The sequence below is a fragment of the Halomonas sp. MMSF_3323 genome, from assembly GCF_030733595.1.
In the GTDB taxonomy this organism is placed as follows: Bacteria; Pseudomonadota; Gammaproteobacteria; order Pseudomonadales; family Halomonadaceae; genus Halomonas; species Halomonas litopenaei.
Genome location: NZ_JASHIT010000062.1, coordinates 1 through 21229, shown reverse-complemented (window position 1 = coordinate 21229; position 21229 = coordinate 1). Strand labels below are relative to the sequence as shown.

The window sequence follows — 21229 nt, the reverse complement described above, 5'->3', positions numbered from 1 at the left end:
GGCGGGCTGGGCCCCGGGCGCCCCCCTGGCCGACGCCGATGATCCCCCCTTCATGGCCTCAGGGCAGGCCCTGGACGGTCTGTCCGCCCATGGCGCTCACCTTGGCTTCGACCAGCCCGAGACCACCGCCGAGTCGCTGCTGATACGCTATCTCGACGAGATGATCGACGCCTGGTCCAGCCCCTCCGCTCAGGTGGTGGCCCTCAGCCTGGCCGAGCCCGAGCTGACCCAGGCCGAGATGGCCGGCCGACTGGGCATCCGCCAGCCCAGTGTCCACAAGCGACTGAAGACCGCCCGTTGGGCACTGCTGAGCGATACCCTGGCCTGTCTGGCGTCGGCGGCGCAGGAGCGCACATGAACACTCTGGTCCTGGATCTCGCACCAGCGTCATCGTCGTCGCTGTCGCTTCTACTGGCCCTGCTGCTGGCGCACCTGCTTGGCGACTTCGTGCTGCAACCGGATCGCTGGGTAGCGGATAGACAGGCCCGCGGCATACGCAGTCCCAGTCTGGCACTGCATGCTCTGGTGCATGCCGTCCTTGCCTGGCTTGCGCTGTGCGCCTTGCAGTCTGTCGCCGGTATCGACGACGGCATCGACGCCACCTTGGCGGCCATGATGCTGGGGCTCGCCCACTGGACGATCGACGCCGCCAAGACCAAGGCGACGCGACGCTGGCCCACCCGGCAACTTGGCCTGTTCATGCTCGACCAGGGCCTGCACGGCGCGACCATCGTGGTGGTGTGGCTGTGGCTCGTCGGTAGCCTGTCGCCACTGACAGCGATGCTTGCACACCTGAGTACACCGTCCTCGCTGCTCCTGCTGCTCGCCTATTTGCTGGTCACCCGGCCCATGGCGGTCGCCATCGCCCTGGCCATGGCCCCCCTGGCTCGACAACTCAAGGCACCCGGTACGCTGGATCGGGCCGGCGCCCGCATCGGCATCCTCGAGCGCCTGCTGGTACTGACCCTGACCCTGCTCGACCAACTCACCGCCGTCGGCTTTCTGCTGGCGGCCAAGTCCGTGCTGCGTTTTGGTGACCTGAAGGAGAGCCGAGACCGCAAGTTGACCGAGTATGTGCTGCTGGGAACCCTGGCCAGCGTCACCAGCACCCTGGTGCTTGGCCTGCTGGTGCGACTGTGGCTTGGAGGCCAAAGCGGATGACAGAACGGATGCCAAAGTGCATGACCAGGTGGCTGACCGGGTGGCTGACCAGGAGGACAACGAAGTGGACAGGGAAAGACGCCACGGCCTTTGTGACTGCGCCGGGGCATCGCCGCGATCGACGCAGACCTGGACTGATCGTCGGTACCCTGCTTGTTTCACTGCTGGGGCTTGCCGGCTGCGACCTTGCCGGCGGCCTGGCCACCGAGGCGCTGATCCAGCGGGGCCCCGCCCTGGAGCCGCGCGACGGCTATGTGGTGGACCACCGCCACCCGGCTCGGGGCCACAATAGTCGCGTGCACTTCCTGATCCTGCACTACACCGACGAGAACCAGGCCGACTCACTGCGCGCCCTGACCGGACCCCGGGTATCGAGCCACTACCTGGTGCCGCTGCCCACACGACGCCTGCAGAATACCCCGGTGGTGTTCCAGCTCGTGCCCGAGAGCCGCCGTGCCTGGCACGCCGGCGCCAGCCGCTGGGGCAATCGCGTGGGGCTCAACGACACCTCCATCGGCATCGAGATCGTCAACCAGGGGCCCGATCGCCCCTGGGTCGGCAGCGAGCTAGATGCCCCCGAGGGCCCGGTGCGCTGGGCAAGCTACCCCGGTGACCAGCTCAACGCCTTGATTCCGCTGGCCCGGGATATCATCGAGCGTCACCGGATCGCCCCGGAGCACGTGCTGGCGCACTCCGACGTGGCACCGCTGCGCAAGCTCGACCCGGGGCCGGCCTTTCCCTGGCGCAAGCTTCACGAGGCCGGCATCGGCGCCTGGCCCGAGGCCCCGCGCGTCGCCCACTACCGCAGCCGCTTCGAGCGGGAACCACCGGCGTTGATCGAATGGCAGCGGGCGCTGGCCGCCTGGGGCTACGGGATCGAAGCCAGTGGCGTGTGGGATGACGCCAGTCGCGCCACCCTGCGGGCCTTCCAATTGCACTTTCGCCCGGCGAACTTCGATGGCCAGCCAGACGCCGACAGCGCGGCAAGGCTATGGGCCCTGCTCGAGCGCTATCGACCCGAGGCGCTGGAGCAATTGGAACAAGGAGCGCAACGGAAAGCACTCTGACGACGTGACGGGACGAGCTTCAACCGGAACCGTCGCTGGCGGCACCGGGTAGATAGTGGATCACATCGTGAAAGCGCAGCGTCCCCGGCCCCTCATTGCGCATCAGGTGGGGACGATCGGCGAAGAAGCGTAGCCCCTCCCCCGCCTTCAACAGATGCCAGTCGTCGTCGATGGCCAGCACCAGCTCGCCCTCCACCACCACCAGATGCTCCACCACCCCCGGCGCATGGGGACTGGAAGCGCTCTCGGCGCCTTCGGCCAGCTCGATCTCGAACATCTCGAAACCCAGCATGGGATCATAGGGAAACAGCAGCTTGGCGCGCATGCCGGCGCTGTCCCTGCCCCATACCGAATCGTCGATACTCACGCGCCGTTCTTCCAGGGGGCCGTCCATGGCCCGTGTCGGGCTCCCGAACAGCGACGAGAAGCTGACCCGAAAGCCGCTGGCGATACGCCATAGCGTGGCGACGGTGGGACTCGACTCGCCACGCTCGATCTGGCCGAGCATGGCCTTGCTGACGCCGGTTTCGCGAGCGGCACGCTCGAGACTCCAGCCCTGAGCCTGGCGCAGTCCCTTCAGGGTGGTGGCGATATGGTCGGCAATATCCTGCATGGCGGCCTCCAGAAAGGTCGGCCCAGTATACGCAAGGTTTACGCCGCTGGCCCGCCGTCGCTTGCGGTCAGCACACCACACCTTACGCGCCACGACTCCTGCCTCTTGTTCCTCGTCTCTCGTCTCTTCTCTCTTCTCTCTTCTCTCACTTCAGCATGCTTGTGCGTTATAACGTCCACTGCTAGCCTTGGACGTTATAACGCACAAGCACCAATGTACCCGCTCCGCGGTTTCCCTGGCTTTTTCTGGACCGTCTCATGAAAGCTTCGCCAAGTTCACTGGCCGCCAAGGCTGGCCAGACGCATCGCCCGAAGATGCTCGACGACCTTCATCCCTCCACGCTGGCCGCCGGGTTCGCCGCGGTCTTGATCGGCTACGCCAGTTCCGCCGCGATCATCTTCCAGGCGGCCCAGGCCGCCGCTATCGATCAGGCCCAGATCGGCTCCTGGATGTGGGCCCTGGGCATCGGCATGGGTGTGACATCGCTGGGGCTGTCCTGGCGCTATCGCATGCCGCTGCTGACCGCCTGGTCGACGCCCGGGGCGGCGTTGCTGGTGACCCAGTTGCCCGGCGTGCCCTTCGACCAGGCCGTCGGTGCCTTCCTGCTGTCATCGCTGCTGATGCTCGCCGTCGCCGCCAGCGGCCTGGTCGAGCGCATTATGGCGGTGGTGCCGGCGTCGATCGCCTCGGCCATGCTGGCCGGCATCCTGTTGCCCTTCGTGCTGGAAGTCTTCACCACCGTGCAGACGGACCCCTGGCTGCCGCTGGCTCTGCTGGGTGTATGGATGCTGTGCCGCCGCCTGGCGCCACGCCTGGCCATCGTCACGGTCCTGGCCGCGGGGGTGGCGCTGTGCCTGGGCCGCGGCGACTTGAGTCTGGCGGGTGTTGCCGTGAGTCTGACCCGTCCCGCCTGGGTGACCCCGGCCTTCGATCCTGTGGTGTGCCTGGGTATCGGCATACCGCTGTTCGCGGTCACCCTGACCACCCAGAACCTGCCGGGGTTCGCCATGGTCAGAAGCGCGGGCTTTACGCCGCCGGTGGCGGCAAGCCTGGGGGCCACCGGCCTGGCGTCGCTGCTGATGGCACCCTTCGGTGGCCACGGCGTCAACATGGCGGCGATCAGCGCGGCCCCCTGCCTTGGCGAAGAGGCCCACCGCGAGCCTGGGCGACGCTACACCGCCGGCATTGCGGCGGGAATGGGCTATCTGCTGCTGGGCGCCCTGGGGGCGACGGTGGCGTCGTTGTTCGACGCCCTGCCCAGCGCCATGATCGCGGTGGTGGCGGGACTTGCGCTGATGGCCACCCTGGGCGGTGCGCTACGTACCGCCTTCAGCGACGGCGACAACCTGGACGCGGTGCTGGTCACCTTCGCCATCACCGCATCGCCATTGACCCTGGCGGGCATCGGCTCGGCCTTCTGGGGCCTGGTGGCGGGGCTGATCGTGCTGAGACTGCAGCGCAGGCGCTGAGTCGGGGGCGGTAGAGATTGCGGGAAGGATGCTGCGGGGGCGGCCGCTCAGGCGGCGATGGAAGAATCACAAGACAAGGGAAGAACCACAGGAGCAGCCGCCGGGTGCTGCGCGCGCACCCGGCGTGATCGATCTCAGCCGTCCAGCGACACGCTGTCGGGCGAGGTACTGGCTGGCAAGGCACGGGCTGGCAAACCACGGCCAGCGTGGGTCGCCTCGTCACTGGCCATGCGCACCATGGCCAGGGCCTCATCCAGGCTCTCGACCTGCTCGACACGCACCAGCTCGTCGCTCAGCTTGACCTCGGTACCGACACGTTCGCTGACCAGCCGCTCGAGGCTCGCCAGATCGCGTCCCTCGCCCATGGGCAGAGAATCGACGCTGGCGGAGCCCGTACCCGGCAGGTAGATGGTGCCGTTGGAGAAGTCCACCGCGTAGGCGATCACCCCGGGCACGATAAAGAACAGCAGGCCGACGCCGTTGGCCACCGCCACCACCGGGTCGATGCGACCACTGATCTGCCCCTTGCGTTCAGGGTGAAAGACGGTGCCGCAGCCGACGAGCGAGGTCAGGGTGGTGGCAAGCACCAGGCCGGTAAGCAGACGGGGCGGACGCAGCATGAACAACTTCCTCTTGCAGTAATCTGGCATAAATGACGGAAAGCGGTGCCGACAACGACTCGACCGCTGCCCAGCATGATAAAACTCATGCGCATCCTACCACGTTCGCCACCCGTCGCTCCTTGTCGCCACCAACGGTGGCGGTTGCTTTTGCCGGCATGACACCTTCCCCGTACAATGCACGTCACTTTCATGGCCGGATGCGAGTCGCCGAGGATGCCCCTCGACGGCCATCGACGGGACAGCCTGCTGTCCTGCTCGCCTCCAGCGCTTACCAGACTCGATGTGAAGGAACCTGCGGACCCATGCGCGCCACCGAACTTCTGATCAGTACCCTGAAGGAAACTCCTGCCGACGCCGAGGTCATCAGCCACCAGCTGATGCTGCGCGCGGGCATGATTCGCCGCCTCACCTCCGGCCTGTACACCTGGCTGCCGCTGGGCCTTCGCACCCTGCGCAAGGTGGAGCGTATCGTGCGCGAGGAGATGGACCGTGCCGGCGCCCAGGAGCTGCTGATGCCGGCGGTGCAGCCGGCCGAGCTGTGGCAGGAGTCCGGCCGCTGGGAGCAGTACGGTCCGGAACTGCTGCGCCTGAAGGATCGACACCAGCGTGACTACTGCGTCGGCCCGACCCACGAAGAGGTGATCACCGACCTGGTACGCAAGGAGATCGCCAGCTACAAGCAGCTGCCGGCCAACTTCTACCAGATCCAGACCAAGTTCCGTGACGAGATCCGTCCGCGCTTCGGGGTCATGCGCTCGCGTGAGTTCATCATGAAGGACGCCTACTCCTTCCACCTGGACGAGGCCTCGCTCAAGGACACCTACCAGAAGATGTACGACGCCTACGTGCGCATCTTCACTCGCCTGGGTCTCGACTTCCGTCCGGTGATCGCCGACAACGGCTCCATCGGCGGTACCGGCTCCCACGAATTCCACGTACTGGCCGACTCCGGCGAGGACGATATCGTCTTCTCCACCGAGTCCGACTACGCCGCCAACATGGAAAAGGCCGAGGCCCTGCCTGCGCCCCTGGACAGCGATGCCCGCCGCGCCGAGCCCGCCGAGGAGCTGAGGCTGGTCGACACCCCCAATGCCAAGACCATCGCCACCCTGGTCGAGCAGCACGGCCTGCCCATCGAGAAGACCATCAAGACCCTGATGGTGCACGGCCACGAGGGCGGCCTGGTGGCGCTGCTGGTGCGCGGTGATCATGAACTCAACGAGGTCAAGGCCGAGCACCTCGAGGAGGTGGCGACGCCGCTGACCATGGCCAGCGAAGAAGAGATCCGCGCCGCCGTGGGCGCCGGCCCCGGCTCGCTGGGCCCGGTGGGGCTCGAGATGCCGATCGTCATCGATCGCAGCGTGGCGCTGATGAGCGACTTCGGCGCCGGTGCCAACGTCGACGGCAAGCACTACTTCGGCATCAACTGGGAGCGCGACGTGGCCCTGCCCAAGGTCGCCGACCTGCGTAACGTGGTCGAGGGTGACCCGTCACCCGACGGCAAGGGCGTGCTGTCGATCAAGCGCGGCATCGAGGTAGGCCACGTGTTCCAGCTCGGTCGCAAGTACAGCGAGGCGATGAATGCCACCGTGCTGGGCGACGAAGGCAAGGCGGTTCACCCCTGGATGGGCTGCTACGGCATCGGCATCACCCGCGTGGTGGCCTCTGCCATCGAGCAGAACCACGACCAGGGCGGGATCATCTGGCCCGACGCCATCGCCCCCTTCCATATCGCCATCGTGCCGATGAACGCCCACAAGTCCCAGCGCGTGCGCGAGACCAGCGAGCGCCTGCATGACGAACTCAGCGCCGCCGGCTTCGACGTGCTGCTGGATGATCGTGATCTGCGTCCCGGCGTGCGCTTCGCCGATCAGGAACTGATGGGTCTGCCCCATCGGCTGGTGGTGGGCGATCGCAGCCTCGACAAGGGTGAGCTCGAGTACAAGGGTCGCCGTGACAGCGAGGCCACCATGGTGCCCGCCGACGAGATCGTCGAGTTCCTCAAGCAGCGCATCGCCCTTTAAGGCCCCGCCTGTCGCGGCGCGCCAGGCAGGCGGGTCCAGAGGAATTCAGGCGAGTTCAGGTGATCTCAGAAGCAATAAACCAAAAAAAACCGACCCCGAAGGGTCGGTTGAAAAAGGGGGATGACTCCCCCTCCCCTGACGCTGGTTGACGGCTATCGCTTGCGACGGTGAGCGTCGCGGATGATAAAAGCGATCCAGCCGGCCATGAAGGCCACAGAGAGAGCGACGGCACCCAGCCCGAAAATGACGGCGTTGTCGACGTACATGGCGCTGTCCTCCTGTCTCTGTGTCGATGAATTCATGGTACCCGGTCGGCCCTTGAATTGTGCTGACCTGCGTCAAGGGTGACCGCGAGACATCGACCCGCCATGACGACGAAAAAGCCGCCTTCAACAGGCGGCTTTTTCGTCGTTGCTGGCACTCTTTCAGCGATAGCGCCTCCAGCTACCACTGCCGGGCCTTGTGCGAAACGTCGACGAGCACAGGCACTTTTCACGCAAGCCCTAAAGGACCTTGCGGTCCTCCACCTCGGAGGCCTCTGTGCCGGGCGGCAGCGGGTGCCCCTTGGCCAGTTCGGCTCGGGTCGCCTGGCGAATATCGAGCACCTCGAGGCGATACGACAGGGTCTCCCCGGCCAGGGGATGGTTGGTATCCACCACCACGCTGTCCCCCTTGACCTCCACCACGCTGACGATCTGCGGGCCGGCATCGCCGGGAGTCTGGAAGCACATGCCGGGGCGCAGATCGGTGCCGGGAAAGGCCTGGCGCCCCACCTCGCGCACCAGCGACTCGTCGCGCAGGCCGTAGGCCTCGGCCGGGGACAGGGTGACGCTGAGGCGGCTACCGACCTCGGCGTCGACCAGGGCGCGCTCGAGGCCTTCCATCAGGTTGCCGTGACCGTGCAGATACTCCAGCGGCTCATCGCGCTTCCAGGAATCGTCCAGGACGTCGCCCTGCTGGTTGCTCAGGACATAGTGCAGACGCACCACACACTGGGGAGAAATTCTCATCTCGGGCTCCTTGGGGTCGACATCAGTCCTGGCGCTTGAGCGCGGCGACGGGCATTTCCAGGCGCTGCTGGCGATGCAGCATGTTGAGCAGCACGATCGCCCGCTCTTCGCCCTTGTGGCTCTCGAACACCGCCTTGAGGTCCTTGAAGGGTCCGTCGGTGATCTCCACCGACTCTCCGGCCCGGAAGTAAAGCTGGCCAGGATCGTCGTCCTTGGCTTCGCCGTGCTGGCGCAGCAGGTCGATCAGCTCATCGCTGACCGGCACCGGCATCGACAGCCCGAAGGTCACGATCTTCAACACTCCGCGGGTCGAGCGAATCGGGCGCCAGTTGCTCTCGACCTGGTCGAGCCGCAGAAACAGATAGTAGGGGAACAACGGCTCCTCGACCCAGGTCAGCTTGTTGCGGCGCTTCTTCTGCACCTCCAGCACCGGATGAAAGAGCTCGTATCCCTGGTTGGCCAGATGCTCGGCGGCCCGGAACGACTCTCCGCCCTTGCACTGGACCACGTACCAGCGCGGGGTGGCATCGCCCCCCAGGCCCGCCTCGATATTGCTGTGACTCATGTGACTCCTTCCAGACTCAACCACCACCAGCCACCAAGCCGGCAGTATCGCCTGTCATTGACGCGGTTCCCGGTGCGTCCCGAACGACCCTTGATGATCACCGCTGGTATCGCCCCTGCGGCTTTGCAACAATTCGTCGAGCCGCACCGAGATGTTGCGCGCATTTTACCATTCGGAAGGCGGCCTGTGGCCGACCAACTGCAAGGAGGCTATCCATGCCCACCTCGTCCGGCCAGCATCCCTGGGTCGACGCCCTGCGCGTCTACCTGCGATTACCCGTGCTGGCCATGCTGTTTCTGGGCTTTTCTGCGGGCCTTCCCTTTCTGCTGGTGTTCTCCACCCTGACCACCTGGCTGCGTACCAGCGGGGTCGAGGTCGCCGCCATCGGTTTCTTCTCGTGGATTGGACTGCTGTACTCGATAAAGTTCTTCTGGGCACCGGTGGTGGACGCCTTCCGCCTGCCGCTGCTGACCCGCCTGCTGGGCCAGCGGCGCAGCTGGATGCTTGCCGGCCAGGCGCTGATCATGGGCGGCCTGCTGGGCCTTTCGTCACTCGACCCGGCCTCCCAGCTCGGCGCGGTGGCGCTGTTTGCGCTGATGGTGGCCTTCGGCTCGGCCACCCAGGACATCGCCATCGACGCCTTTCGTATCGAGTCGGCCGAGGACGAGGTCCAGGCAGCGATGGCGTCCACCTACATCATCGGCTATCGCGGCGGCCTGATCATGGCCGGTGCAGGGGCGCTGTATCTGGCGTCGGCCTTCTCCTGGCAGGTGTCCTACCAGTGCATGGCGGCACTGACGGCGGTGGGCATGATCACCGTACTGCTGCGTCCCGAGCCGCCGCGCCAACCGCTGGCCAGTCGCCTGGCCAAGGAGCCCCGGGTGCGCGCCTTCCTGCGGGCCAGCCGCGGCCGGCCCGCATGGGTCCGGCGCACCGGCGCCTGGTTGATCGGCTCCGTGGTCTGCCCCTTTCTCGACTTCTTCGGGCGCTTCGGACTGGGCGCACTGGGACTTTTGCTGTTTATCGGCATCTATCGCATCAGCGACCTGGCGATGGCCTCGATGGCCTATCCGCTCTACGTCGACCTGGGCTTCAGCCTCGACACCATCGCCACCGTGACCAAGGTGTTCGGCGTCATCATGAGTCTCCTCGGCGGGTTGGTCGGCGGGGTGCTGGTGGTGCGCTACGGCATCGGACGCATCCTGGTGCTCGGCGCTACGGCCACCGTGCTGACCAACCTGATGTTCGCCTGGCTGGCGCTCAGTGGCGCCCAGCACTCGCTGCTGGTGCTCACTATCGTCGGCGACAACCTCAGCAATGGCCTGGCAAGCGCAGTGTTCATCGCCTTCCTGTCGAGCCTGACCTCGCGGGCCTACACCGCCACCCAGTACGCCCTGTTCTCGTCGTTGATGACGCTGCCCGGAAAGTTCCTGTCAGGCTTTGGCGGCCTGGTGGTGGAGGGCATGGGCTACCCGAGCTTCTTTGTGCTGGCCTCGGCGCTGGGCGTACCGGCCATCCTGATGGCGCTGTGGGTCTGGCGACACCATGTGCGCGACCCAGGGGATCACGCCGTCAGCCTCGACAAGCCATGACGCCATCGATGCAGCGTGCATAACCAAAAGAGGGCCGACGTTGTCGGCCCTCTTTTTCCATGGTGCTTCAGCGTTTGGCCCCGTAACTGGGGGTCTGAGTAGACCTTCGGCGCTACGCGCTCCCAGGCTCAGCCGGAGCCGTCATCCAGCGCAGGCAGCGATCCCCCCCATTGCTGAACCCGCCTTGTAGTGCGCGCCTTGAGCGGGGCTTGCGATCAACCGCGCCGTCCGCTGCGCTCCTCAAGCCAGGCCAGCGCGCCCGGTGTGCTGCGCCACTGATCGCGCATCAGGGTACGGTACTGCCAGGCCTCGGCGCGGGTGCCGGGCTCGGCCAGTTGGCCATTGCCGGGGGTGGCGCCACGCTTGGGGTTGTCGCTGCAGAGAAGCGCCACCGCGTGGGCGTTGTGGCGCTGGGCGCTCTCCAATGCCAGGGCCGCGTCGTCGAGCTGGCCCAGTCGGTACAGCGCCAGCACCTGACCCATGTACATGCCCAGCAGCGGCGTCTCGTCATCGGCAGGGCCGACCTCCAGGGCCTGGCGGCTGATCTCCAGCGCCTCGTCGTCGCGGCCTTCACGCAGCAACTGGTCGAGCACCAGCTCGCGCAGACCCAGACTGTCCTGCTCGTCCAGCGACAGCAGCAGCTCGGCCAGTTCCCGCGAGTGCTGGCGGGAGCCGCGCTCCATGCCCACCACCAGCGCAAGCCCCGCCCGCAGCAGCTGGGCGTTGTCTTCCTGGTCCCACTGGAAGGCGCCGTCGCCACTCTGACGAATCTGCAAAAGCCAGCGTTCGAGACGCTCGGCCAGGGGCTCGAACAGACTCGGCGCCATCCACGGAAGACTGCCAAAACGGCTGGTCAGCGCCAGCGACACCGACTGCAGTACCGCCGGTGAATCAAGCTGTTCGGGGTTGGCACACAGCGCCGGCAACCAGGCTGCGGCATTGAACCAGGGATCTCCGAGAAAGCCCATCGGCGCATCCGGGTCCACGTCGACCTGGAAACCCTCCTGGAAGGCGGCGAACAGCGTGTCCTCCCGCGCCGTGGAGCGATACAGCAACTGCCCATCTTCCTCCACCACCTTGATCGGCGGGGGCGGCGGCAACTCCGCCAGCAGGGTCTGCAGGCCCACCAGGGGCTCGCCGAGATCCTCTTCGGCGCACAGCAGCTGATCGGCCAGGGTGGCGCCGGGGTTGTCGGCCAGGTCGGCCAGGAACTGCAGCTGGTCGGGGTCGAGATCACCCTGGCGGGTCAGCCGCCGCAGCCAGAAGCGCGAGCGCTCCATGGCTTCCTCGTCGTGACCTTCGTGGAGCAGCAGCATGGCCTCGATATAGGCCAGGGTCGGCGAATCGGGAAGGGCCTGCTGGGCACGCACGAAGGCCGAGCGAGCACTGTCGAGATCGTCGTTGTCCAGGTGCATCAGACACAGCCGCTCCAGCGCCACGCCACGCAGGAACATCGGTCCCCGCTCCAGCACCTCGTCCAGCAGCGCCTCGCGCTTGCGGTGGAAACCGCGCTCCTGGAAAAGGTCCAGCAGGATCTCGAAGGCGGGCTCGGCCTGTTCCGGCAGGCGCTCCCAGTCGGCATTGTCGAACAGTGACTCGAGGATCTGCTGGGCACGTCCTCGCTGGCCCGATTCGGCGGCGATCAGCCCCGCCTCCAATAGCGCCTGGGCAGGGGCGCGACCACTGGCCAGGGCAGCCTTCAGCGTCTCCCCTTTCCACTCGCGCAGCGACAGCATCCACATCAGATGAGGCGGCAGGTGACCGGGCAGGCTGACGGCACCGCAGCACTGCTTCATCTTGCGTCCAGAGTCGCACCAGCAAGGCTCGTTGCGGCCAGGGCGTGCCAGGGTTTCACAGGCGAAGTCGAGACGTGCCAGGGGCGTCTGGGACCACAGTTCGGGAGCCAGCGCCTGGGCCAGGGCCTTGTCACCGCCCACGCAGGCAGGCCCCTCCTCGCGCGCCCAGCTCATCAAGCTCGGATAGCGTTCATCCTGCCGAATGGCTGCCAGGGCGCCCGCGGCAAAACCCAGCAGTTGATCCACCCATAACGCCAGCATCGCTATCTCCCCGAAATTGAAAACGGCACAGTCTAACAGTGCATGCACCGGCTGGGCAGACCCGCGCCTCAGACGGCGTAGGCATCCAGCAACTGTGCACTCCGTGAATGCATGTCCAGGCGCCCCTCGAGCCGCACCAGGTTCCAGTAATGACCATTGAGCGTACGCGCCAGCAACAGCATGCCGGCAGGGGGCTGCAGGCGGTCCAGCGCGCCCCACACCCGGGGGCTCAGCTCGCGCAGACGCCGATGCACCCGTACATCGCCGAAGTCCTGCTCACCGGGCGCAAACAGCGGCGACACCGCTTCCGCGGATTCGCGATACAGCGCCAGCGGCGCGCCCTCTCCCTGTCGACCGCCGAGCCCGCGCACGGCCTCATCCATGGCCATGGGGTCGCCGTCCAGGGTTGCCCCAAGCAGCGCCACCAGACCGGCCAGCCGCTCCCGGGGGACCGCGATCACGGCACCCAGGTCATACACCACCAGCCGGCCCTGTTCATCGACGGCAAAATTGCCGGCGTGGGGATCGGCGTGCAACTCGTGGTGGGTGAACAGCTCCTCGGTGATCCAGTCCGCCAGGGTGCGCGACACCCGCTGCCGCAGGGCATCGTCGGCACCTTCGAGGTCACGCAGGGGCGTCCCCGGCAGATACTCCATCGCCAGCACCCTTGGACCACTGAGTTCCTTCACGGGCTGCGGCATCACCAGGTCGGGGTGATCGGCATAGCGCCGCCGGTAGCGCTCCAGTGCGTCCGCTTCGGCGCGATAGTCGAGCTCGCGCCGCAGTCCATCGGCGAGTTCGTCGAATAGAGCATCGAGGCGTGCCTGGGACACCTTGAGCCAGCGACCCAGTCGCAGCAGCCTTCTGACCTGCACCAGGTCCTGTTCCAGCACCCGATCGAGCCCCGGGTACTGCACCTTAAGCACCAGGGTACGACCGTCCCGGTTCCGGGCCCGATGCACCTGTCCCATGGAGGCGCTGGCAAAGGGCTCGGGCTCGATCTCGTCGAACAGGGCATCGAGGTCGCCGAGCTCTGCCTCAAGCGCCACCTTGATCTCGGCCCAGGGCGCCGGAGCAGCATCCTTCTGTAGCCGGGCAAGCTCTTCGGCCAGGGCCGGGGGCAGCAGGTCATCCCACTGGGACATGACCTGAGCGATCTTCATCGCCGGCCCCTTGAGCTCGGAGAGGCCTTCAAACAGCGACTCGCCGAGCGCCTGCCAATCGGCCTTGCCGCCGATTCTCGAGCGCAGCAGGGTCGATCCGGTACGAGCGGACAACCCGAGCATCCGGCGTGTCCGGCCTGACTGACGCATGCTGCCTCCTGCCCGTACGGGCGCCCTGCAAGATGCTGGCAACGCTGGCCTCACCGGGAGGATAGCGCGTCACAAGACGGTCACCTTACCCGCATCTGCACACAAAAATGATATAGGACTTGTACACTTTTCACTCCATGGTACACCTGGCATCTCATCACACATACTGGAAGAATATCCAGACGATTCACCCGCACCGGTGCGCTATGCGATTGATCATTGCGGAAAAACCGAGCCTGGCTCGCTCCATCGCCGAGGCGCTGCCCGGGGCAGCACAGAAAAAAGACGGCTACCTGTCCGTCGGCGACACCGAGGTCACCTGGTGCCTCGGCCACCTGCTGGAGCAGGCGCCGCCGGATGCCTACGACCCGGCCTTCAAGCCCTGGCGACGCGACCACCTGCCCATCGTGCCCGGTCAGTGGAAGCTGGTGCCCAGGCCCAAGGCCCGCGGTCAGCTGTCGGTGATTCGTGCGCGCCTGAAACAGGCACGCCAACTGGTACACGCCGGCGACCCGGACCGCGAGGGCCAGCTGCTGGTCCAGGAGGTGATCGAGCACCTGGGCTGGAAGGGGCCCGTCCAGCGTTTGCTGATCAACGACCTCAACCGGCCTGCGGTGGCTCGAGCACTCGGGCGGATCGAGGACAATGCCAGGTATTACCCGCTCTACCGCGCCGCCCAGACCCGCGCCCGCGCCGACTGGCTGTACGGCATCAACCTGACCCGCGCCTGGACCCTGATCGGCCGCCAGGCGGGCCACGATGGCGTGCTGTCGGTGGGGCGCGTGCAGACGCCGGTGCTCGGCCTGGTGGTGCGCCGCGATGAGGAGATCCGTCATTTCACGCCCTACCCCTTCTATGTGCTGTGGGCTCACCTGCGCGTCGGCGCCGGCACCTTGAAGGCCTGGTGGGTCCCCGGCGAGTCCCATCGCCTGGACGAGCGCGGTCGGCTGCTCGACGCCGCTCCTGCTCAGACGCTGGCAGAGCGCCTGCCGGGTGCTGAAGGCCAGGTGAGCAGCGTGGACTCCCGTCGTCGTCGCCAGCCGCCGCCCTTGCCTTACTCTCTGTCGGCGCTGCAGGTCGATGCGGCACGCCGCCACGGGCTCTCGGCCAAGGCGGTGCTGGACATCTGCCAGCGCCTTTACGAGCGCCATCAGTTGATCACCTATCCGCGCTCGGACTGTCGCTACCTGCCGCGTGAACACCTGGCGAGCCTGCCGGGCCAACTGGCCAGCGCCTGTCGCGATGACACCACCCTGTCCGGTTGGCTGGCCAACGCCGACATGGGGCTTCGCTCACGCGCCTTCGACGACGCCAAGGTCGGCGCCCACCACGCTCTTGCCCCCACCGGCAAGCCCTTCGTTGCCGAGCGCCTGTCGCGTCAGGAAGCCGACGTCTACCGTCTGATCGCGCGCAACGTGCTGGCCCAGTTCTATCCGACGCTGGAAACCCAGGAGGTGAAGGCCGAGTTCCGCCTGCTGGACGAGCGCTTCCAGGCCTCCGGCCAGACGCTGCTGGTGCCCGGCTGGAAGCCCCTGTTCACCACCCGTGACGAGCCACCGCCGTTGCCGGCGCTGGTCGAGGGCGAGGCCTGTCAGGCACTGGAGGCCCAGGTCGAACAGCGCGAGACGCGCCCACCGGAGCCGTTTACCGATGCCAGCCTGATCAAGGCCATGATGAATATCGCCCGCTACGTGGAGGACCCCGAGGTACGCCGCACCCTCAGGGAAACCGACGGTCTGGGTACCGAGGCCACCCGTGCCGGCATCATCGAGACGCTGCTGGAGCGCGGCTATCTGGTGCGCAAGGCCAAGGCGCTGCGCGCCACACGCCTGGGGGTGGGTCTGATCCACTCGCTGCCCGAAGCGGTCAGCCGCCCGGAGCGCACCGCCCTGTGGGAACAGCGGCTGGAAGGCATCGCCGAAGCCCAGGCCGAACCGGAACCCTTCGTCGCCCAGCTGGTCGAGGACCTTCGCACGCTGGTGGGCAGCGCCGACAGTCAGCGGCTGAGTGCCGCCCTCGGCGCCGCCCAGGGCGAGTCGCCGGAAGCCGGCCCCGCCAGCAAGCGAGGCCGCCGCACCAACTCGCCACGCCGCAGCGCCGGGCGTAAACGCCGCCCCTCCCGTAAAGGCAGCACCACATGACCACACTGATCATCGGTCCCGGCGCCATCGGCCGCCTGCTGGCCTGTCGGCTTGCGGCTGGCGGCCAGAGCGTACGCCTGCTGGGGCGGCGACCGCTGCCGACGAACCAGACCCTGACCTCACCGGATGGCACGACCCAGCGCCTTGAACTGGCCACCACCACCGAGCCACGCCTTGCCTGTGTCGATGTCGACCAGGTCATGCTGACCACCAAGGCCTACGCCGCCAGGGCAGCCTTCGCTGCGGTGGCCGACCATCTGCCTGCCGCCACACCGCTGGTGCTGTGGCAGAACGGGCTGCGCGTGCAGCGACCCTTGACCGATACCTGGAGCGGGCCGGTGCTGTGCGCCTCCACCACTGAGGGCGCCTTTATCAAGGCGGACGACAGCGTCGTCCACGCCGGCCAGGGTCAGACCGTCATCGGTCATCTCGACGGTGGCCTCGACGGCCATCCAGGCGAAGGCCACGGCCCCCACACCCACCCCCTCCGGACTGACGCTCTCCAGACCCAAGCCCTCCAGACCCAAGCCCTGGCCAGATCACTGGCCACCACCCTGAGCGCCGCCGGCCTGGCCACCGAGGCGGTGGACGATATCGCCACCCGGCTGTGGCACAAGCTGGCGGTGAACGCCGCCATCAACCCCCTGGTGGCACGCTACCGACTGCGCAATGGCGAGCTGCGCGGGCATCCTTACCGCGACATGGTCGACGCCACCGTCGACGAGGTGGCGCAGATCCTGGCGGCACTGGAGATTCCCGCTCCCGCCATCGACGTTCCCTCCATCAACATTGCTGCCAGCGACGTCAACGATGGCAACCGCGCCTGGCGCGCCCTGGTCTGGCAGGTCATCGAGCGGACCGCCGCCAACCGTGCCTCGATGCTGCAGGATATCGAGGCCGGCCGGCCCACCGAACACGACGCCATCCTCGGCCCGCTGCGCGAGGCCGCCACACGCCTGGGCCTCCCTTGCCCCCAGCTCGACGCGCATTGGCGCTTTCTGAATGCCTGAAACGAGCAAACCCAGGCTGGCGGTACACAAAAGCGATTGCTATTTTAACGGTTGGCAGTGATTCGACTCCCACCTGAATATCGACTCGAATCACCTTGCCGGGCCGGCCCTCGAACAAGTCCGTGTCCCCGCATACGGTCTTGCCCTTGTGAGCCATGTTCACTACGAGCTGCGCTCACACTGCGCCGTGTTCTCGATCAGCCTCGGTCAAAATGAGCCGCGTCAAGATTGAGAGCCAAGGTGAGAGCTGAGGTTGCTGAGATTTAAGTTGGCTGAGTCTAGAATTGAGTGCCGAGCCCTTGAATAAAACCGAAGCATGATCGATCAGGTGCCACCCGCGGAGGCTATTCCGCCAGGACAACCATGATGACTGCTTGTCGCTTGCCCTCTCTCCCCGCTCGACGCCCGACGTCGCACACCTTGCTGGCGGGCCTGCTTGCGGCACTGACCCTTGTCGCCTTCTCGGCCCCTGTCCTGGCGAGCGAAGACGCTGCCGACCCGCTGGCCGACAATGACGCTTCCCACTCGGCCACCCCGGCCTTCTCCGGCATGGGCCAGGAAATCGTCAGGCTCGACAGCGGCGTCCTGGTGCAGGGTGACAAGGTCCACACCCCCGACGGCTACACCTCCGGCTTCCGCCTGACCGCCGGCATGGCGCCACAGCAGGAAAGCGGCTGGGACCTGGGGGCCGAGTTGCGCTATCGACAAAGCGATGACGTACCCATGTCTTCCAGCGACAGCCAGCATGTCCAGGACGTGACCAGCCTGGGGGGCAGCCTGGTCGCCGGCTTCCGTGTCGGCCACTTCGGCGTCTACGGCAAGACCGGCATGGCCCAGTGGGTCAGCGATCCGGTCACCGGTCGCAACACCTTCGATTCCACCAGTGGCTCCACTCGGGTCCAGGGTCTCGGGGCCCGCTGGATGACCCGCAGCTGGATCGGCCAGGTCGAGTTCGAGGAGGTCAATGACCCCGAGCTTGAGCATCTGAATATGATTACGGCCTCGTTCCACCTCCCTTTCTAGGGCTCGTCTGAAAAGTGCCTGCGCTCGGTAATACGGCGTTAAAAATCGGCTGGTGCGCCAGCCCGGTCAACATGCTCATTTACACCACGTAAACTGCGCTGTCTCACCGATTTTTGCCTTGTCTAACCTTCGCTCGTCGACTTTTCGGACTGAGCCTAACACCGCCGGCAAACCGAGTCGGAATCGACTCGCTCGCGTTACACGCAGTGACTCTTGACGTCGCCTTGCGCCATACCTCATCTTTATGCGCTTGTTTTAATGACATTTTTCTGAGTACGGCATGAGAATAGCTTGGTGGTTTGGCATAACACCAAATCACAAGGAATCTCCTGCCATGTCATCGACACCCCACCGTTCCATCGATATCGACGCCAACCGCCTGTGGGACAGCCTGATGCAGATGGCCGAGGTCGGCCCTTCCCCCAACGGCGGCAGCCGCCGCCTCGCCATGACCCCTGAAGATGCAGATGGGCGCCGCCTGCTGCTGGACTGGGTCGAGGCGCTGGGCTGCACCTGGCAGCGTGACAAGGCCGGCAATCTGTTTATCCGGCGTGCCGGACGCGAGGACCACCTGCCCCCGGTGTCCATGGGTAGCCACCTGGATACCCAGCCGCTGGGCGGACGCTTCGACGGCGTGCTGGGGGTACTGGCGGGCCTGGAGGTGCTGCGCAGCCTTCACGACAACGCCATCACCACCCGCCGACCGTTGTCATTGATCGTCTGGACCAACGAGGAAGGCAGCCGCTTCGCCCCGGCCATGGGCGGTAGCGGCGTCTGGACTGGCCGCCTCGATGAGGCGACCTTCTTCGGCGCCAGCGACAGCAAGGGCGTCACCCTGGGCGAGGCCATCGCGGCCTGCGGCGAGGCCGGCGATCTGCCCCTGGGCGAACCCGAGCTCGACGCCTACTTCGAGCTGCACATCGAGCAGGGCCCGGTGCTCGAGGAGCAGGGCCATCCCCTCGGCATCGTCACCGGGGTCCAGGGCATCCGCTGGTACGACCTGAGCCTGCGCGGCCAGTCGGCCCACGCGGGCCCCACGCCGATGAGCTATCGCCGTGACCCATTGCTCGCCGCCACCGCCATGATCCAGCGCATGCGCGAGGTGGTCATGGCGGATCCGGACAGCGCTGCGCGCCTGACCGTGGGCGACTTCCAGGTGGTCGAGCCCTCGCGCAACGTGGTCCCCGGCGAGGTCCGCCTGCTGCTGGACCTGCGCCACGTCAGCGACGAACGCCTCGATGCACTGGATGCCGAACTGGAACGTCTGGCCAGGGACGCCGCCGACGCCGAGGGCGTGGAGCTGACGTTCGAGCGCCGCTGGCATTCTCCGGTCACCCCCTTCGACGACGCCCTGATCGACTCCCTGCGCGAGGCCGTCAAGGCGCGCGAGCTCGATGCCCCCTGCATGATGAGCGGTGCCGGGCACGACGCCGTGCACCTGTCCCACGTCACCCCCACGGTGATGATCTTCGTGCCCTGCCGCGACGGCATCAGCCACAACGAGGCCGAATACGCCGAGCCTGAGCACTGTGCGCTGGGCACCCAACTGCTGTGCGACGCGGTGCTGGCACGCGCCGAGCGCGACTGAGATCGCCATCAGCGCCTTGAACAACTCACAATGAATCGATTTCGATTCATCGAGTCGAAATAGCATCAAAGGCCCTTTGCCCGATCAGCCGACTCGTTCCCCGGACGCTCAGGCCATTCACAACAAGAGATACCTTATGGACATCAACTCCCATGTGCTGCTGCTGTTTGCCAACGCCTTTCTGACCACCGCCCTGTCGGTGGTCATCGTTGGCGTCATCCTGCTGCGCGAATACCGGCCGACCATTCGTCGCCTGAAGGACGAGGCGGCGGCTTCCTCCTCTGCCGACACCACCAACCACAACAAGACTTCATCTGACCTGAGAGACCTGTCATGACCCTGGCCATCTTCGCCATCGTACTGACCGCCTACGTGGCGGTGGCGGCCCTGCTGGCACGCCGTATCAAGAACAAGGACGACTTCTACGTCATGGGTGAGCAGGGCTCGACGCTGCTGATCGTCGGCACCCTGGCGGCCACCTTCCTCAGCGCCGTGACCCTGATGGGGATCGCCGGCATCTCCTACAGCGAAGGCCCGCTGGTGATCGCGGCGCTGGGCTCCTTCGGCGCCTGGGTCGGGACCCTGATCGCGGTGGTGTTCATCGGTCGCAAGCTGAAGGCGCTGAACTGCCGCACCATGATGGACTTCTTCGACTACCGCTTTAACAACAAGTGGGTCAGCGTGGTCGCACTGATCCTGATGGTGATCGGCCTGCTCGGCTACGGCATCATCCAGCTGATCGGCGCCGGCCTGGTGCTGGCCGAGATCATCGATATCCCCTTCCCGGTGATCATCGTCGCCTTCACCCTGGCGCTGCTGGCGTTCTGTTCGCTGTCCGGCATGTACGGGGTGGTCTACACCGACACCATGATGTTCTTCACCATGCTGGCCATCGCCTTCGTCATCGCACCGATGTTGATCGGCGACGCCGGCTTCGAGGCGATGAAGGGCCTCGGCGAGACCCTGCCCGGTTTCTGGACCGTGGGGGGCGCCAACGACCGCCCGCTGGGCTGGTCGATCTCCCAGTTCCTGGTGTGGATCCTGTTCTTTGCCTGCACCCCGGCGCTGGTGTCCCGCGTCTTTCCGGCCAAGAACGACTTCGTCATCCTCAAGGTGGCGGTGATCGGCGTGTTCTTCGCCCCTGCCATGCAGCTGCTGGTATTTCTGGCGGCCAGCGCCATGCAGGTGATCCAGCCCGGCATCGAGCCCACCGACCGCGCCATGATCGTCGGCTTCATGGAACACACCAACCCGACCCTGGCCGGTATCGGTCTGGCCGGCCTGATGGCGTCGATCATGTCCACCGCCTCGACACTGTTCGTGCTGACCGGCTTCGCCCTGGCCCGCGACCTCTACGAGAAGTTGTTCGACCGTGAGGTCAGCGAACGCAAGGGCGTGGTACTCGGCCGCATCTCCCAGGCGGTGGTAGCGCTGGTCGTGTGCGCCGTGGCGATCTCGCGCCCGGCGGGCATCTACTGGATCTCGATCTACGCCGGCGCGATCTTTGCCGTGGCCTGGCTGCCGACCATCGTCGCCGCCATGCACTGGCGTCGGATGAACGCCAACGCCGCGCTGGCCTGCATGCTGGTGGGCTCGATCACCTTCATCGTGGTGGGCGAACTCGAGCGCCACGGCCTGGTCAGCCTGCCGCTGCATATCGATAACCTGCAGGTGGCCATCCTGCTCGGCACCCTGGCGCTGATCGCGGTGGGACTGAAGAGCCAGCCTTCCGAGTACGAGCTCAAGGTGTTCGACGACATTCGTGCAAGGCGACTGTCCGATACCACCATCCGCGACATCCTGGCCCGCCCCGATGGCGCCCGCGAGCTGGTGCGCGAATACCGCCAGGTGTGGGGCATCATGGTGCTGTTCGTGATCATCGCAGGCGCCCTGTGGGGCTATCTGTTCAGCAAGCTGGGGACCTGAGCCCACCGTCACCGCTGCTGTCACTGATCCACCAGGCCGGCGCCGTG

The 21229-nt window shown here is 66.2% G+C and carries 18 protein-coding genes and 1 pseudogene; 12 read left to right on the top strand and 7 right to left on the bottom strand.

What is annotated here, in order from left to right:
- The 3 genes and pseudogenes from RBB39_RS21745 to RBB39_RS21735 form a co-directional block, all read left to right on the top strand.
- A pseudogene (locus tag RBB39_RS21745) lies at positions 1 to 358 on the top strand (hypothetical protein); the annotation flags it as partial.
- Positions 355 to 1161 (top strand): DUF3307 domain-containing protein, encoded by an 807-nt coding sequence (locus RBB39_RS21740; RefSeq protein ID WP_045994261.1) that lies wholly within the window; start codon positions 355 to 357, stop codon positions 1159 to 1161. The pseudogene RBB39_RS21745 and the gene RBB39_RS21740, both read left to right, overlap by 4 nt.
- Positions 1162 to 1181: 20 nt before the next feature.
- Positions 1182 to 2228: an N-acetylmuramoyl-L-alanine amidase gene (locus RBB39_RS21735; protein ID WP_306169401.1), complete on the top strand. Its 1047-nt coding sequence runs from the start codon at positions 1182 to 1184 to the stop codon at positions 2226 to 2228.
- A 19-nt stretch (positions 2229 to 2247) separates the two neighbouring features.
- On the opposite strand, the gene RBB39_RS21730 is transcribed toward RBB39_RS21735, so the two are convergent.
- Positions 2248 to 2841 carry a helix-turn-helix domain-containing protein gene (locus tag RBB39_RS21730; protein WP_045994260.1) on the bottom strand — a complete coding sequence of 198 codons (594 nt, stop codon included), beginning with the start codon at positions 2839 to 2841 and terminating at the stop codon, positions 2248 to 2250.
- Positions 2842 to 3098: 257 nt separating this feature from the next.
- Between RBB39_RS21730 and RBB39_RS21725 the strand changes: the two genes are divergently transcribed.
- The gene (locus RBB39_RS21725; protein ID WP_083970565.1) at positions 3099 to 4310 is read left to right on the top strand and encodes a benzoate/H(+) symporter BenE family transporter; all 1212 of its coding nucleotides are present in this window, start codon (positions 3099 to 3101) and stop codon (positions 4308 to 4310) included.
- Between the two features lie 134 nt (positions 4311 to 4444).
- Here RBB39_RS21725 and RBB39_RS21720 read toward each other — a convergent pair whose 3' ends face one another.
- Positions 4445 to 4930, bottom strand: a complete 486-nt coding sequence (locus RBB39_RS21720) for a hypothetical protein (protein WP_231498637.1) — start codon at positions 4928 to 4930, stop codon at positions 4445 to 4447.
- Between the two features lie 305 nt (positions 4931 to 5235).
- On the opposite strand from RBB39_RS21720, the gene RBB39_RS21715 reads away from it, so the two are divergent.
- Entirely contained in the window at positions 5236 to 6957 is a 1722-nt protein-coding gene (locus tag RBB39_RS21715; RefSeq protein ID WP_045994237.1) for a proline--tRNA ligase, read from the top strand.
- 152 nt (positions 6958 to 7109) lie between these two features.
- Here the strand turns inward: RBB39_RS21715 and ccoM are convergent, their stop codons facing one another.
- The 3 genes from ccoM to rfaH all read right to left on the bottom strand — a co-directional run bounded on the left by ccoM (position 7110) and on the right by rfaH (position 8532).
- On the bottom strand, positions 7110 to 7223 hold the full coding sequence (ccoM, locus tag RBB39_RS21710) for a cytochrome c oxidase subunit CcoM (protein WP_286985057.1): 114 nt from the start codon (positions 7221 to 7223) through the stop codon (positions 7110 to 7112).
- A gap of 237 nt (positions 7224 to 7460) precedes the next feature.
- Complete coding sequence (locus RBB39_RS21705) at positions 7461 to 7967, bottom strand: peptidylprolyl isomerase (protein WP_045994238.1); 507 nt, start codon at positions 7965 to 7967, stop codon at positions 7461 to 7463.
- A gap of 22 nt (positions 7968 to 7989) precedes the next feature.
- On the bottom strand, positions 7990 to 8532 hold the full coding sequence (gene rfaH / locus RBB39_RS21700; protein ID WP_045994239.1) for a transcription/translation regulatory transformer protein RfaH: 543 nt from the start codon (positions 8530 to 8532) through the stop codon (positions 7990 to 7992).
- Positions 8533 to 8747: 215 nt separating this feature from the next.
- Here rfaH and RBB39_RS21695 point away from each other — a divergent pair, with 215 nt between their 5' ends.
- A complete protein-coding gene (locus tag RBB39_RS21695) occupies positions 8748 to 10124 on the top strand; it encodes an MFS transporter (protein ID WP_045994240.1) in 1377 nt (458 codons plus the stop codon).
- Positions 10125 to 10339: 215 nt separating this feature from the next.
- Here the strand turns inward: RBB39_RS21695 and RBB39_RS21690 are convergent, their stop codons facing one another.
- Positions 10340 to 12181 (bottom strand): SEC-C domain-containing protein, encoded by a 1842-nt coding sequence (locus RBB39_RS21690; protein ID WP_045994241.1) that lies wholly within the window; start codon positions 12179 to 12181, stop codon positions 10340 to 10342.
- A 68-nt stretch (positions 12182 to 12249) separates the two neighbouring features.
- Positions 12250 to 13494, bottom strand: coding sequence for an AarF/ABC1/UbiB kinase family protein (locus tag RBB39_RS21685; RefSeq protein ID WP_045994242.1), 1245 nt, complete (start codon positions 13492 to 13494; stop codon positions 12250 to 12252).
- A 206-nt stretch (positions 13495 to 13700) separates the two neighbouring features.
- On the opposite strand from RBB39_RS21685, the gene RBB39_RS21680 reads away from it, so the two are divergent.
- From RBB39_RS21680 to RBB39_RS21655, 6 genes are all read left to right on the top strand, one after another.
- Positions 13701 to 15635 (top strand): DNA topoisomerase III, encoded by a 1935-nt coding sequence (locus RBB39_RS21680; protein WP_045994243.1) that lies wholly within the window; start codon positions 13701 to 13703, stop codon positions 15633 to 15635.
- Positions 15632 to 16645, top strand: a complete 1014-nt coding sequence (locus RBB39_RS21675; RefSeq protein ID WP_045994244.1) for a ketopantoate reductase family protein — start codon at positions 15632 to 15634, stop codon at positions 16643 to 16645. Before RBB39_RS21680 ends, RBB39_RS21675 begins: the two co-directional genes overlap by 4 nt.
- Before the next feature lie 363 nt (positions 16646 to 17008).
- Positions 17009 to 17668 (top strand): outer membrane beta-barrel protein, encoded by a 660-nt coding sequence (locus RBB39_RS21670; RefSeq protein ID WP_124804388.1) that lies wholly within the window; start codon positions 17009 to 17011, stop codon positions 17666 to 17668.
- Positions 17669 to 18002: 334 nt separating this feature from the next.
- Positions 18003 to 19256 carry a M20 family metallo-hydrolase gene (locus tag RBB39_RS21665; protein WP_045993194.1) on the top strand — a complete coding sequence of 418 codons (1254 nt, stop codon included), beginning with the start codon at positions 18003 to 18005 and terminating at the stop codon, positions 19254 to 19256.
- A gap of 136 nt (positions 19257 to 19392) precedes the next feature.
- On the top strand, positions 19393 to 19593 hold the full coding sequence (locus RBB39_RS21660; protein WP_045993193.1) for a hypothetical protein: 201 nt from the start codon (positions 19393 to 19395) through the stop codon (positions 19591 to 19593).
- On the top strand, positions 19590 to 21182 hold the full coding sequence (locus tag RBB39_RS21655) for a sodium:solute symporter family protein (RefSeq protein ID WP_045993192.1): 1593 nt from the start codon (positions 19590 to 19592) through the stop codon (positions 21180 to 21182). Before RBB39_RS21660 ends, RBB39_RS21655 begins: the two co-directional genes overlap by 4 nt.
- The last annotated feature ends 47 nt before the right edge of the window (positions 21183 to 21229 follow it).

Bases quoted from the DNA above. Each gene is read 5' to 3' on its own strand.
- RBB39_RS21740 (WP_045994261.1), top strand. From the start codon at position 355: ATGAACACTCTGGTCCTGGATCTCGCACCAGCGTCATCGTCGTCGCTG.
- RBB39_RS21735 (WP_306169401.1), top strand. From the start codon at position 1,182: ATGACCAGGTGGCTGACCGGGTGGCTGACCAGGAGGACAACGAAGTGG.
- RBB39_RS21730 (WP_045994260.1), bottom strand. From the start codon at position 2,841: ATGCAGGATATTGCCGACCATATCGCCACCACCCTGAAGGGACTGCGC.
- RBB39_RS21725 (WP_083970565.1), top strand. From the start codon at position 3,099: ATGAAAGCTTCGCCAAGTTCACTGGCCGCCAAGGCTGGCCAGACGCAT.
- RBB39_RS21720 (WP_231498637.1), bottom strand. From the start codon at position 4,930: ATGCTGCGTCCGCCCCGTCTGCTTACCGGCCTGGTGCTTGCCACCACC.
- RBB39_RS21715 (WP_045994237.1), top strand. From the start codon at position 5,236: ATGCGCGCCACCGAACTTCTGATCAGTACCCTGAAGGAAACTCCTGCC.
- ccoM (WP_286985057.1), bottom strand. From the start codon at position 7,223: ATGTACGTCGACAACGCCGTCATTTTCGGGCTGGGTGCCGTCGCTCTC.
- RBB39_RS21705 (WP_045994238.1), bottom strand. From the start codon at position 7,967: ATGAGAATTTCTCCCCAGTGTGTGGTGCGTCTGCACTATGTCCTGAGC.
- rfaH (WP_045994239.1), bottom strand. From the start codon at position 8,532: ATGAGTCACAGCAATATCGAGGCGGGCCTGGGGGGCGATGCCACCCCG.
- RBB39_RS21695 (WP_045994240.1), top strand. From the start codon at position 8,748: ATGCCCACCTCGTCCGGCCAGCATCCCTGGGTCGACGCCCTGCGCGTC.
- RBB39_RS21690 (WP_045994241.1), bottom strand. From the start codon at position 12,181: ATGCTGGCGTTATGGGTGGATCAACTGCTGGGTTTTGCCGCGGGCGCC.
- RBB39_RS21685 (WP_045994242.1), bottom strand. From the start codon at position 13,494: ATGCGTCAGTCAGGCCGGACACGCCGGATGCTCGGGTTGTCCGCTCGT.
- RBB39_RS21680 (WP_045994243.1), top strand. From the start codon at position 13,701: ATGCGATTGATCATTGCGGAAAAACCGAGCCTGGCTCGCTCCATCGCC.
- RBB39_RS21675 (WP_045994244.1), top strand. From the start codon at position 15,632: ATGACCACACTGATCATCGGTCCCGGCGCCATCGGCCGCCTGCTGGCC.
- RBB39_RS21670 (WP_124804388.1), top strand. From the start codon at position 17,009: ATGATGACTGCTTGTCGCTTGCCCTCTCTCCCCGCTCGACGCCCGACG.
- RBB39_RS21665 (WP_045993194.1), top strand. From the start codon at position 18,003: ATGTCATCGACACCCCACCGTTCCATCGATATCGACGCCAACCGCCTG.
- RBB39_RS21660 (WP_045993193.1), top strand. From the start codon at position 19,393: ATGGACATCAACTCCCATGTGCTGCTGCTGTTTGCCAACGCCTTTCTG.
- RBB39_RS21655 (WP_045993192.1), top strand. From the start codon at position 19,590: ATGACCCTGGCCATCTTCGCCATCGTACTGACCGCCTACGTGGCGGTG.